Below are 13,889 nucleotides of genomic sequence, written 5' to 3' on the forward strand. Positions count from 1 at the left end.
CTTGAAGGATTATGAAGATGAAACGCCTGTGGGACGTATGCAGCATTCTCTCTCTTCTTCTCCTAGCTAGTCATGCTTGGGCAGGCACGGGCTTGACTTATCACGGCCGTATTCTCAAACCGGATGGCAGCGCTCTTGAAGGACCGGCGGTACAGTTCACTTTGCAGATTCGAAGCCCCGGCAATGAAAGCTGCCTTCTCTATCAAGAGACGCAGACGATTAATATGAGCGATAGCGGCGGAGCCTTCTCTCTGGAGATTGGCGCAGATCCAACATACCGTGTGGCGGCTTCGGTAGACGGCGGCTATTCTCTTGCAAAAGTTTTTGCCAATAACAGCACTCTCACATTGCCAAACTGTGCTTACGGTTCAACCTATACACCGAATACTGCCGACTCTCGCCTGCTCTATATTAGTTTCAATGACGGTAGTGGGGCGCAGAATCTCACAGCTCAGAAAATCAACTACGTGCCCTATGCCATCGAATCGATGCAAGTCAATGGCTACAAAGCCAATCAGCTTTTACGCGTCGACACCGGCAGCGCTCCAGTTTTAACCTCAGGAAATTTGACGGTCCTAAATGATCTCTTTAACGGTGTTCTGACCAATTCCACAGCAAGCTTGAAGCTACCAACAACCGTCGGTACTTCCGGCCAAGTGATGCAAACGGATGGCTCCGGAAATCTTTCGTGGGTGACGCCCGCGTCAGGTTTGGGATACACCCCATTGAATAAGGCAGGAGATACCCTGTCGGGAGCCTTAGAACTTGCCTCGAATAATTTGATCAATACCGGCAATATCTCGATGGCTTCAAATAAATACTTCACTCTTTCTGCGAACACCACCAACGGCACTGTCGCCGGTCAAATGTGGTACGATACCGGCGTCATTAAATACTTTGACGGCACAAGCGTTCGCGCGCTTGGTGTTTCTGGCGCAGCACCGACTCTGGCTGCTTCTGATATCACTGGTGCTTTGGGTTATACACCGGTTTCATCAGCAAATGGCTATGTCAATGGTGGCAATACCTTTGGCGCCAATGCGACCGTGGGACTGAATGACGCTTTCAAATTAGGTTTTAAAACCAATAACACCACACAAATGACTCTTGATTCAAACGGCAATTTGGGTGTCGGTACTGCCTCTCCATGGAGAAAGCTCCATGTTCAATACACCGCAAGCGCCTCTGATGACGGTATCATTGTCGACAATCTTGGTAATGCTGGCGCCAATCTTTCTTTAAAAAGTTCGGGAGCCGGCGGACACGAATACATGATGATCTCTACAGGCTCTGCGAATTCGACAGGCGCGGGATCTTTCGGAATCTTTGATCAAAATGCAGTTTCCTACAGAATGGTGATTGGCCCTACCGGAAACGTGGGTATCGGCATGTTGGCGCCGGCATATACTTTAGATTTAGGTTCAAGAACCGATGCCCTTCGTTTGCCTTCCGGTTTAGATGCAACCCGTCCTACAAACGCGGCGGGCTTGATTCGTTACAACACAACTTCAAATGTTGTTGAATATAATAATGGCTCTGCTTGGATAACCGTTGGTTCTAGCGGAGGAAGCTTGCCAGCCATTGCCGCTGGTCAAGTGTGGGTTGGTAATGCATCAGGCGCTGCTCAAGCATTTAGCTTGTCTGGTGATGTTGCTTCAGTATCTAACACAGGTTCTGTCGTAGTTAATAAAACAACAACCGGTCAAGCCAATTACATCTTAGCTCTTGATGGCTCTGGGGTTGCTAACGTTAAGGGCCTTGACATGCAAACAGGCACTGGCAAAGTGACTTTGCAAACTGCGGGGGCTTTCACAAACTACGTGCTCACGCTCCCAAATGCGGCTCCAGCGAATAATCAAATCTTAAAATCAGATGCTTCAGGAAATCTTTCTTGGGTGACGTATTTAGCTCAAGTTTCTGATTCAGCTCCCCTCACTAACGGTAAAATGTGGATCGGGAATGCATCAGGTATCGCTTCTGAAGTGACCTTGTCGGGCGATGCGACGATTTCTAATGCAGGCTTATTGACTCTTAAAAATACCGGCACCGTCGGCACCTATTTCAAAGTAGTGACAGACGCTCAAGGTCGCGTGACTTCTGGAGGCGCCCTTGCTTCTGGAGATGTGATAACAGCTCTTGGCTATACGCCAGCAACTCCAGGATCTGGATACATCAATGGCGGGAATACTTTTGGGGCCGATGCCACAATGGGACTCAATGACAATCACAATTTAGGCTTTAGAACGAACAATAAAACCCAAATGACCCTCACAGGAACGGGCTACTTAGGAGTTGGTACAGCCACTCCGCGCGGTAATTTAGATGTCACTTCTCCCGATGTGGCTGAAATGTTTTTAACAAGTAGCAGTGGCGCGAACTACACAGGAAGCGGCCTTGTTTTACAAAGTCTTTCCGCAGCTGGTGGCTCTCGTGCCATGGGTATTTTTATGCATGATGAAGCGGATCAAGATGAGTGGTTTGCGGGAAGACCGTTTAACTGGATCGGAGATAATGACGCTTATATTATTAGCCGTAAAACAAGCACGGCTAATCATGATCGCTCTACGTCAGAAGGGGTTCTGTCTCTTTTAACAATTAAAGGAAATGGCAATGTCGGTATTGGTAATAACACTCCTTCAGTGTCTTTGGATTTAAGTGCGAAAACAGATGCCGTTTCGTTACCAAAGGGAACCACAGCTCAGCAGCCGTCTAATGCCGCGGGACTGATTCGCTATAATACATCTAATAACGTTGTTGAATATAACAACGGCTCCGGCTGGTTGACACTCGCTTCCAACAGCGCGGGCACTCCTTTTGTGAACGGCGGCAACTCTTTCGGCGGAGCTGCGACTCTTGGTACGAATGACAACAACAACCTGAACTTTGAAGCCAATAATACAACGATCATGACTATTAAACCGGCCGGCACCATCGGCATTAACACCAACAATCAATCAGCAACACTGGCGATTGCAAAGTCCACTGCGCCGACAACAATCACTGCAGCTAATTCTTACTTGCATTTAGGGGCCGATGAGCAAAACAGCAACTCTTACCGTCTCATCAGCTTTGGTTACAAAACTCTCGAGGTCTATCCTGCAGCCTATATGGGCTTTCAAGAAACCAGCACTTCAAACTCTTCTCGAGGTGATTTGGTATTTGGTGCCCGCAGCTCGACCAGCGACGTCGCACCCGTCGAGATCATGCGCCTCACCAGTGCCGGAAATCTTTCATTGCCAAAAGCTGCAACCAGAATCGTCAGTGACTTTTCAAATGCCACGGTTGCAAACCGTACTTTCTTCCAAACCTCAACGACAGACCAAAACACCGTTGTCGGCGCACTTCCTAATAACTCAGGCTCTAGCAACGCAAACCCGGGCTCTGGGTTTCAAGTTTTTAATAATGCGAGTCCGACGAATGCTGCCGTTGGCATGCTTGCTGCGGATCAAGGCTTGGTTTACATCGCCAGCAATGTTACTGGTACAGGGACAGCTCTGCCATTGGCGTTTGTACTAAACACGTCAGAAAAAATGCGTATACAAACAGATGGCAGTGTCGGTATTGGTACATCCGCGCCGAATGCAAAACTACAGGTAACCCGTGACTTCGGCACTGCGAACGGTGGCGGCGCTACGGTCGCTTCTTTTCAAGGGAACAACGCCGGCGACCAAAACTACTATCTGCTTGCTGCTTATCATGGGCCGTCTTGGAGATTTCTTGTTGATGGAACTGGAAATGCCAATTTTGCGGGAACTGTTTCTCAGTCGTCAGATCTTCGCTTAAAACAAGACATAACAACCATCGACGGAGCCCTCGAAAAACTGTCACCAATTCGTGGAGTCAATTACTACTGGGCAGACCCAACACGCTCTACAAAAAAACAACTGGGCGTGATCGCTCAAGAAGTTGAAAAAAGCTTTCCGGAAGCTATTTCTGAAGATAAAGAGGGTTACAAAACTGTGAATTACACTGGCTTGATTGGCCCTATTATCCAAGGATTGAAGGAGCTCCACAATAAATGGTTTGTTGATAGTTCCAAAATTCACGAAGAATTGCTCGAACAAAAACGTGCGATTTCGTCTCTAGAAGAGCAAAATAAACTTCTCAAGTCCGCTCTCTGCGAAAAAGATCCGTCTTACAGTTTTTGTCAGCGATAATTGACAAGAAAAAACAAATACCACACGAGCAAGGAATTCGAAAAAATACTCGCTTTCATATCCTGATGTGATATCCGCCCTTTAGCAATCCGCGAGTGTCCCCGATGAGTTCATTGAGGATACAAACTATGAGATACCATCTGTACGTTTTCGGAATTCTATCTCTACTCTTAGTAGCTCAGACAGCCATGGCTTCTGGCACGGGCCTCACTTACCATGGGCGCATCTTAAAGCCCGATGGAACTCCACTGGAGTCTTCAGCCGTCCAATTCACATTGGAGATCCGAAGCCCTGGCAGCGAAGCCTGTTTGCTCTATCAAGAGACACAAACTATTAACATGAGCGACAGCGCTGGCACATTCTCACTCGAGCTTGGTGCAAACCCAACATTCCGCGCCTCTGCGGCTGTTGACGGCGGCTTGTCACTTTCAAAAATTTTCGGCAACAAAGGTACGCTCACTGTTCCTAATTGTAACTTCGGAACTAGCTATACACCGAACGTCGCCGATGGCCGGATTCTTTATATTACTTTTAACGACGGCAGCGGCGCGCAGAGTTTGAGCCCGCAGAAAATCACCTTCGTCCCGTTTGCAATCGAAGCGATGCAGCTCAATGGCTATACAGCAAGCCAGTTCTTGCGTGTGGACTCCGGCACAGCACCCGCACTGACAGCAGCAAACCTCACGACGTTGAATGATCTCTTTAACGGAACACTGAATATCAACACGACCGGCACTGTGACTTCTTCAGGTGCTGTCTCAGGCTCTGAAATGCGTACGTCCGCTATTAAAGTTTACAACGGCAGCAACTATGTTCAGCTGACGGCACCAACCTTGACGGGCAATGTTCTTTTTAAACTTCCCGCGGCTGATGGCGGTGCGGGCCAAGTTCTGCAAACAGATGGCTCCGGCAACCTATCTTGGGTGACGCCTTCTGTTGGCGGTGGAGGCACCATTACGGCTGTCAATGTGACGGCCCCTCTCACAAACACGGGAACAGCGACGGTTCCAAATATCGGTATTCCAATGGCGGGAGGGACTCAATCCGGTTATCTTAGTACAGCTGATTGGAACACATTCAATAATAAACTCGGTGGCTCTGATATCACATCAAGCCTGATCACGACGACTTTGGGTTATGTGCCGTTGAATAAAGCCGGCGACACAATGAGCGGAGATCTCAGCACTCAAAACATCACGATGGCCGCCAACAAATATTTGACGCTCTCTTCGAACTCAACTCCAGGAACTTCAGCCGGACAGGTTTGGTTCGATAGTGGATCTATCAAATACTTCGACGGGTCCGGCGTAAAGTCCATCAGTACAGCCACCAATACTCTTTCAACGGCATTGGCATCAGGCCAAATCTGGGTGGGTAACGCTTCCGGCGGCGCTCAAGCGACGTCTCTTGCCGGTGACATTAATTCTGTTTCTAATACAGGCTCTGTTGTCGTGAATAAAACGACGAGCGGTCAGAGCAATACCATTCTTAGCCTTGATGGTTCAGGCGTCGGTACAATGAAAGGGCTTGCTCTCAGTAACACGGGCACTGTCACTCTTTCGGCGCAAACGGCTTCAGCCACTTATGGTTTAAGACTACCAGCTGCTGCGCCAACAGACACTCAGACATTGCAAGCAGATGCCTCAGGCAATTTATCATGGGTTAGCAGCAATGCTCTCAACAACAGCTATTTGAACGGCGGAAACTCCTTCGGGGCTGATTCGTTGATAGGGCTTAATGACAACTACAATTTGAACATCGCCACCAACGGCACACCTCGAATAACCGTTTTATCAAATGGTAACGTCGGTATCGGCACGACCAGTCCAGGCAAAACGTTGGAAGTGAACGGAACTACGATGTTCCGAGATAAAGTGAGCCTCGGATTTATGAAAGACCTGGAATTCAATGGCGGAAATATTACTGGCGCTAATAAAATTGCGATGAACACCGTGCCGGGCTATCAAATCGATGTTAATTCAAACTTCTCATCAAGTTATTCTGCATCGAGTGTTGCCGCTAAATCACCTGACAGCAGCGGCGGGGTTCGCTCATTTAATACTGCCCCAGGCGATGGCAATGCGGCTTTTTATCAAATAGCAGCGACAAATACGGCGTCAACATTGCAAAACGCCTATATTGGTGCGGTCTCGCAAACAGCCGGATATGCTCCGGTCCTCGTGATCGGTCAGCAAACGGGAGCTAACTCCTACAATGAGCGCATGCGTATCGACGCCAACGGCAACGTCGGCATCGGCACCACCAATCCTTCGGTGTCTCTGGATCTCGGTTCAAAGAAAGATGCCATTCGCTTGCCTGCAGGTACTACTGCGGAACAACCAGTGTCTCCTGCTGATGGCATGCTTCGTTACAATACCACCAATAGTGCTCTGGAGTACTCAAGCGGTGGCAGCTGGACGAGCGTTGGCTCTGGCAGCGGATCTTTTAGCAATATCACCGGGCCGGGAGCGATTAACATCACTGCCGGCGGCACAAATCAGAATGTCACACTCACCGCTTCAGGCACAGGTGTCGTTACTTCTCCAAGCGTTGTAACCGTGACAAATACGACAGCCTCAACGACTTACAATAACGGAGCGCTCGTCGTCTCTGGTGGCGTCGGCGTCAGCGGCGCGATCAACACGAATTCCAATATCACCGCTGCGGGCACGATCACATCAACAGCCTCGAACATTTACAAAGCCAATGGCGACGCTGTGATGATGATTCAATCAGAAAATACATCGACCACCACAGCTCGCTATCCCCGTTTGGATCTTTATAATTTTATGGGAAGTCCCGCGACGGGTAATGGCGGTAACCCCGGCATTAACTTGATTAACTATCGCGGCACAAGCTCAACAACAGCGGCAATGAAGGGCGGCGAATCTATTGGTTCCGTCGTCTTTGGTGGATCTTATAACACCGGCGGAGGCTACTATGAAACAGCTTCCATCTGGGCTCAGACAACCGAGAACTTCTCGTCGACCGCCGCAGGAACGAGCTTGCAGTTCTACGTGACTCCGAACGGCACCAAAGTTCAAAAGCAAAAAATGACTCTCGACCAAAGCGGCTTCTTAGGGCTCAATACGGCAAGTCCCACAGATCCGCTCCATATCGTTGAGGCGGATTCTAGCTTGGGTGTTCGCATCGAAAACCAATCTTCAACTGCATCACGCACACCGGGCATCTCGATTAAAAATTATTCCGGTACATTCTCCGGCGGCCCGACCCTGCTCTTTGAAACTGCTCGCGGCAGCAGCTCCAGCACTTCAACTATCAAGAGCGGAGACAACCTCGGTCAGATTTTATTTCAAGGTCTCAAAAACGGATCTAATTATGTGATGGGCGCGCAAATCTATGGCCAAGCTTCCGAAGACTGGGCTTCGGGTACGGCCGGCACGAGTATGATCTTTAGCACCATTGCAAGTGGCGCAACTTCCGCTTCAGAAAGAATGCGCATCGACGGCGCCACAGGACGCGTTGGCATCGGTGCGAGCAGTCCGAATAACACTTTGCAAGTTGGCAGCACGGGTTCTTCGACAACGAAGCAAGGTATTTACGTCGGCACTTATCTCAGCACGGCGGGCTCCGCTCAATACAATGGTAACTGGACTAGCAGCGGTTATTGGGGCTTAGGCCCTGCCACAAATGCTTCCGATAGCACCATCCTCCTCGGCAACACCGTCGATCAACAAGGCACTTGGAATGGCACTCAGACTCTGAACCTCTCTGTCGGCGGGAAAATCGGTGTCGGCACGATCGCTCCGATAGCACCACTTGACGTACGTGGTAACCGTTCTTTTGAAGCTTCCATGGCCACAGCAAACACGGCCAACGATGGCTATTCAGGATTGAATATTTACGATGATACCGGCGCCAACAAGGCTCTGATTGCCTATGGAAACTCAGGCGCCGGCGTGGCTTCTTCTTCCCTTATTGTCTCTACCCGAGATACAACCTCACCGATTGTCTTTGGTATCAACGCCAATGAAGTGGCGCGCATTTCATCAAGTGGCAACTTCGGAATCGGCACCAACAGTCCGGGCTATAAATTAGACGTCAATGGTATTGCCGGTGCCACGACCATCAGGGTTGGTAATGGAACCTACTCTGTCCCAAGCATTAGTTTTACCAACTACCCAGGAGTTGGCATCTGGTCCAACGGCAATTTAAGTTTTTCAAACAACGGCCTACAAATGACTTTGAATACCAACTCGCTCGCTTTCAATGCAGGCGGTGCGGGACCGCAAATCTATCAAACTGGAGGCAACGCTGCGAAACCTTCGTACGCCTTCAACGTCGACAGTGATACTGGAATGTTCAATCCGAACGCCAGCGGCGGCAGCAAACAACTCGGCTTTTCAACCGCGGGTGTCGAGCGACTTCGCATTGATGCTTCGGGGAATGTTGGTATCGGTACGACAACGCCAGGATATTTGCTCGACGTGAATGGCTCAACAGCCAATGTTAGCGGCGCCTGGGTTGTACGCTCGGACCAACGCTTGAAACGTGATATTGCAACTCTTGAAAATCCTCTCGACACCGTTCTTAAACTTCGTGGCGTCTCTTTCCACTGGAAAGACGACAAAATGGATCAGCAGTACGGTATTCAACGCGGCTTCATCGCTCAGGAGATGGAACAAGTCGTGCCAGAGTGGGTTCACGAAGGTAATGACGGTTACAAACGCATCGAGAAAACCGGGATCGAGGCTTACTTCGTTGAAGCCATCAAAGAGCTTTACAACAAATGGTTCACCGATCACGAACGCATTGCTGAGCTTGAAAAACAAAACAGAGAGCTTAAAGAAGCTCTCTGCGAGATGAATCCAAATAGTAAGATTTGTAAAAACTAATTACTGGCGGCCGGTTGCCGCCTTGGAGGCTCCCCCACCTCCGGCGCTGCTGCCGCCGGAAGACGATGAAGAAGAAGCTGCAGGATCCTGGAAGTCGCCATTAGCCGACGCACAAACTTGCAAAGCCGTGCTCAAAACCTCAAGTCCATTCATAGAGCTTGCATAACCTTCAGCCATTTTATCGAGCTCCGAAGATGTCGTCGCTGCACCTACGTTCGTTGGATCCCAAGTTCCGCTTTTCGTAGTCTTATCGATAAAGCCCTTCAAGCGAGCCGTATCAGACTTGATCACATCGTTATGAATTCTTTCAATCTGCGGAGATTGGTTGCCAAACGCCATCGCCATGTTTTTAAAGCTATCGATCGTAGCGCTGCAATAGCGAGTGGCTGTCGCCACGTCTTGCATGTTCTTCACAGTCGTCTGAGGCTTTGCCGCCTCTTTACCGTAAGATTCCATCAGACGCTTGCAAGATTGTTTCGTCGCTGTCACGCACTTCATATTGTTATCTGTGACAGTGGCGGCTCCACTCAGCACCTTACCTTTGAGTGAAGAGCCAAAACAGAATGTCGACGAACGAAGTCTATCCGCTGAGAAAGTCGATGATCTCGCATAGACCTTTGAAACGTCATTCCCCATCGGAGTAACGGTTGCTTCCGTCACCGTCAACACTTGCGAGTCATTGATATTCTCAGTCCCCCAAGCCATTGCATAATCGCCGCCATTTTTGGATTTCTGAGTCACCGTTTTTGCCTTGTTGTCAAAATTAACAGCGCTTTTCGCGCTGTTCGCAACTTTATTGCCATCAAAACTGTATTCGCCCCAATAATACTTCTTAAGAAGTTCGGGACTGACTTCAGCGCGCGCAGAAAATGAAACAAGGCTTACGAAAGAAACGAAAACGGGAACAAAGGTCTTTTTCATGGATGGACTCCTTACTCTGTTATTTTAGCCTCCCATTGCGGGGGATCACAGAGCGGAGTATGGAATCTAGACCTAGGGACGACAGAAAGCCGTCCCGAAGGTAAACAAAATTATGCGCGGCCGGTAGAACCGAAGCCACCAACACCACGATCTGTGAAGGACAACTCGTCCGCCACTTCGAAGTGCGCTTGGATCACAGGCGCAACAACCAACTGAGCAATGCGCTCTTGATCTTGGATCAAAACACTGTCTTGGCCCAAGTTGATCACGATGATTTTCACTTCACCACGATAGTCCGCATCGATCGTTCCCGGCGTGTTCAAAACTGTCACACCTTGCTTCGCCGCAAAGCCGCTGCGAGGACGTGCCTGAATTTCAAAACCAAGTGGACACTCAAAGCTCAAACCCGTAGGGATCATCGCACGCTCACCTGGCTTCAAAGTCATCGGCGCCGTCAACTGCGCACGCACATCGACACCACTCGCACCAGCGGACTGGTACTGAGGAATTTCGCCTTTAAAATTTTCTAATTTTTTAATTTTTACTGTTAATGTTTTCATATATTTCCTTTTAAAATTCGAAGTCTTTCCACCACTTGTTGAGCTCGTCGACTCCGGAGCCCATCAGGACGCCCGAAATCTTGTCGATATCAAACTTCTCGCGAATGAATTCATTCACAGAAGTGCGAGTGACTTTCTGGATCTGCTGAACCACCGAGTCTACAGAACGGTATTCACCAAAAACCATCTCATTCACCGCGATAGAGGTCATACGACTTTCAATATCATCAGACCCCAGCAAAATGCTACCAATGACTTGGGTCTTAAAGAGTTCCACGTCTGCTGCTGAAATCCCCGACTTTTTGAGCTTTCTCAGCTCACGAGAAATGATTTCAGCCACTTTTCGAACGCTCTTTAAATCAGTTCCCGCATAAATCAGCAAAGAGCCTGAATCCACATAGGTGTTCAGCATGCTGTGAATTGAATAAACCAGGCCTTTTTTCTCACGAACACTTTGGTAAAGTTTCGAAGTCATACCGCCACCTAAAAGAGTGTTTACGATATAAGATTCAAAACGTTGATTGTCTTTAAAACTCGTCGTTGGCAATCCCATCAACATATGGGTTTGCTCAGATGATTTTTCAGAAACCACACGACCCGTCTTCCAACGAGGTTTTTCACGATTGGCTTTAAATTTCGCCTTTGGCTTTTTTGCGAGCTTCTTCTCAACAGCCTCAAAGAAGACCTGATGATCCAAGTTCCCTGCTGCCGTCACAATGATATTGCGGCCGGTGTAACGGGACTTATAATAATCCGTCACCTTCTTTTGCGACATGTTCGCCACTGACTTTACCGTTCCAAGAATCGGTGTCGACAGCGGATTTCCGGCATAAGCTTTTTCAAAAAGAAGATCGTAGATCAACTCTTCCGGAGTATCGTCGGTCATAGCGATCTCTTGCAGGATCACCCCTTTTTCAAGCTTATAATCCTTTGCCGAGATTTGCATATTGCTGACCAAATCACAAAGCACATCAAGAGCTTTCTCCCAATGGTCTTTGAGCACAAGCGCATGATAGCAAGTATACTCACGCGTGGTGTACGCATTGAGATCCCCACCGAGTGCTTCTAATGATTTCGCGATTTGATAGGCTGAGCGAGTTTTCGTGCCTTTAAAGACAAGATGCTCAAGAAGATGCGAGATGCCGCCTTCGTCAGCAGCCTCATCCCGAGTGCCCGTCAGAACCCAAATCCCGATGGACACCGCACGAGAATCCAAGTGCTGTTCACTCAGCACTCGGATTCCGTTGTCTAATTCACTTTTATGAAAAGGGATCATTAATTCAACAAAGCCTTACGAGAAAGCTTGATACGACCTGCGCGATCGACCTCAAGAACTTTCACGTCCACCATGTCGCCCTCTTTGAGCACGTCTGTCACGCTACGAATTCTTTCGTTCGCGATTTCAGAGATGTGCAAAAGACCTTGCGTGTTCGGAAGGATTTCAACGAAAGCTCCGAATTCAGCAATCTTAACAACACGGCCTTTATAAGCCTTACCGACTTCTGCCTCTGCAATAATCTCATTGATCATCTTGATAGCAGCTTTTGTTGCTTCTGGATCCGCAGACGCGATGTTGATTGTACCGTCGTCTTGGATTTCGATCTTAACACCGGTTGCTTCAGTGATTCCACGAATCACTTTACCACCCGTACCGATCACTTCGCGGATCTTGTCTGGCTTAATTTTGATGGTCTCGATACGTGGAGCAAACTCAGAGATCTGACCACGAGCCAATTTCATCACTTTTTCCATTTCGCCCAAGATGTGAACGCGACCGTCTTTAGCTTGCGCCAAAGCTTGTTCCATCACTGCGAAAGAAACTGAATCGATTTTGATATCCATTTGAAGAGCCGTGATACCTGTTGCAGTACCCGCCACTTTGAAGTCCATATCGCCCAAGTGATCTTCATCACCCAAGATGTCTGTCAATACAGCAACGCGATCGCCTTCTTTGATCAAGCCCATGGCGATACCCGCAACGTTGCCTTTGATATGAACGCCGGCATCTAACAACGCCATAGTCCCCGCACAAACAGAACCCATAGAGCTAGAGCCGTTTGACTCCAAAACTTCAGAAACGACGCGGATTGTGTATGGGAACTTCTCGTGATCCGGAAGAACGGCTTTCAACGCGCGCTCAGCCAAGTTACCGTGACCGATTTCGCGACGGCCTTGACCACCAAAGCGGCCTGTTTCTCCCACAGAGTATGGTGGGAAGTTGTAATGAAGCATAAAACGACGCTTTTCAGTGCCGAGCAATGCATCGATCATTTGTTCATCATCTGCTGTCCCCAAAGTGACAGTCGCCAAACACTGAGTCTCACCACGAGTGAAAAGACCCGAACCGTGAGCACGTGGCAACAATCCCACTTCGTTTGCGATCGGACGAACTGTTTTCACATCACGGCCGTCGATACGAACTGCTTTGTCCAAAATCATGCTACGAGCTGATTTGTATTTCAAATCTTCGACGATGGAAGCCAACTCTTTCGTGCGAGTTGCAAGCAAGTCTTTATCAGTGATTGTTGCAAGCAAAGCTTCTTTCGCTTCCGCGTGAGCTTTATCGCCAGCAGCGTAACGATCTTGTTTTTCTTTGATCGTCAAAGCTTTCGCGATTGGATCTTTCAACATCTCTTCCGCTTTCATACGGAATTCAGGATCGATTTGCGGAGCCGTGAATTCACGTTTAGCAGGAGAACCCACTTTTTCACGCAACTCATCTTGCGCGTTCAAAAGAGGCATCATGGATTGGTGACCGAATTTCAATGCAGCCAAAGCGTCTGCTTCAGAGATGAATTTCGTTTCACCTTCTACCATCAACAGACCATTGCGAGTTCCCGCAACGATGATGTTCATGTCCGATTTTTCCATTTGTTGTGGCGTTGGGTTGGCGATGAATTCACCGTCAACACGGCCCACTTGGATCGCCGCTGTTGGGCCACCGAATGGAATGTTGGATACGTGCAAAGCTGCAGAAGCACCTAAGCTCGCCAAAATTTCGATCGGGAATGCGCCGTCAGCAGAAAGTACAGTGCCAACGACTTGAGTTTCGAATCTGTAACCTTCTGGGAAGAGAGGACGGATTGGACGGTCGATCAAACGTGCTGTCAAAACAGCATCATTCGTTGGCTTCCCTTCACGTTTGAAGTAGCCACCAGGAATTTTTCCTGTCGCATAGAACTTCTCGATGTATTCCACAGTCAACGGGAAGAAGTCGAGAGTTGATTGTTTCTTGCTGGAAACAGCTGTGACGAGGACCATGTTGTTACCGCATGTAACAAGAGCAGCTCCATCAGCTTGTTTCGCCAAACGGCCTGTTTCGATGGTAATCTGTTTTCCGCCCACCGAAGTAGTAACAGTCGTTTTCATTGATTCTCCTTTTTATTCTCCCGCTT

The 13,889-nt window shown here is 48.7% G+C and carries 6 protein-coding genes; 2 read left to right on the top strand and 4 right to left on the bottom strand.

The features are described 5' to 3' along the window. Positions 1-11: 11 nt before the first annotated feature. Positions 12-4,157, top strand: a complete 4,146-nt coding sequence (locus JSU04_09280; protein MBS1970490.1) for a tail fiber domain-containing protein — start codon at positions 12-14, stop codon at positions 4,155-4,157. Between the two features lie 128 nt (positions 4,158-4,285). Next, a complete protein-coding gene (locus tag JSU04_09285) occupies positions 4,286-9,013 on the top strand; it encodes a tail fiber domain-containing protein (protein ID MBS1970491.1) in 4,728 nt (1,575 codons plus the stop codon). On the opposite strand, the gene JSU04_09290 is transcribed toward JSU04_09285, so the two are convergent. The 4 genes from JSU04_09290 to pnp all read right to left on the bottom strand — a co-directional run bounded on the left by JSU04_09290 (position 9,014) and on the right by pnp (position 13,863). Beyond that, positions 9,014-9,934, bottom strand: coding sequence for a hypothetical protein (locus JSU04_09290; protein MBS1970492.1), 921 nt, complete (start codon positions 9,932-9,934; stop codon positions 9,014-9,016). It lies immediately after the preceding gene. 110 nt (positions 9,935-10,044) lie between these two features. Further along, positions 10,045-10,494 (bottom strand): dUTP diphosphatase, encoded by a 450-nt coding sequence (gene dut / locus JSU04_09295; protein ID MBS1970493.1) that lies wholly within the window; start codon positions 10,492-10,494, stop codon positions 10,045-10,047. A 10-nt stretch (positions 10,495-10,504) separates the two neighbouring features. Continuing rightward, complete coding sequence (locus JSU04_09300; GenBank protein MBS1970494.1) at positions 10,505-11,770, bottom strand: insulinase family protein; 1,266 nt, start codon at positions 11,768-11,770, stop codon at positions 10,505-10,507. Next, a complete protein-coding gene (pnp, locus tag JSU04_09305) occupies positions 11,770-13,863 on the bottom strand; it encodes a polyribonucleotide nucleotidyltransferase (protein ID MBS1970495.1) in 2,094 nt (697 codons plus the stop codon). Before pnp ends, JSU04_09300 begins: the two co-directional genes overlap by 1 nt. Positions 13,864-13,889: the final 26 nt, after the last annotated feature.

The organism is Bdellovibrionales bacterium (assembly GCA_018266295.1).
GTDB lineage: Bacteria > Bdellovibrionota > Bdellovibrionia > Bdellovibrionales > Bdellovibrionaceae > JACMRP01.

What these genes read in the sequence shown, in the direction of transcription:
- JSU04_09280 (MBS1970490.1), top strand. Translation starts at nt 12, where the DNA reads ATGAAGATGAAACGCCTGTGGGACGTATGCAGCATTCTCTCTCTTCTT.
- JSU04_09285 (MBS1970491.1), top strand. Translation starts at nt 4,286, where the DNA reads ATGAGATACCATCTGTACGTTTTCGGAATTCTATCTCTACTCTTAGTA.
- JSU04_09290 (MBS1970492.1), bottom strand. Translation starts at nt 9,934, where the DNA reads ATGAAAAAGACCTTTGTTCCCGTTTTCGTTTCTTTCGTAAGCCTTGTT.
- dut (MBS1970493.1), bottom strand. Translation starts at nt 10,494, where the DNA reads ATGAAAACATTAACAGTAAAAATTAAAAAATTAGAAAATTTTAAAGGC.
- JSU04_09300 (MBS1970494.1), bottom strand. Translation starts at nt 11,770, where the DNA reads ATGATCCCTTTTCATAAAAGTGAATTAGACAACGGAATCCGAGTGCTG.
- pnp (MBS1970495.1), bottom strand. Translation starts at nt 13,863, where the DNA reads ATGAAAACGACTGTTACTACTTCGGTGGGCGGAAAACAGATTACCATC.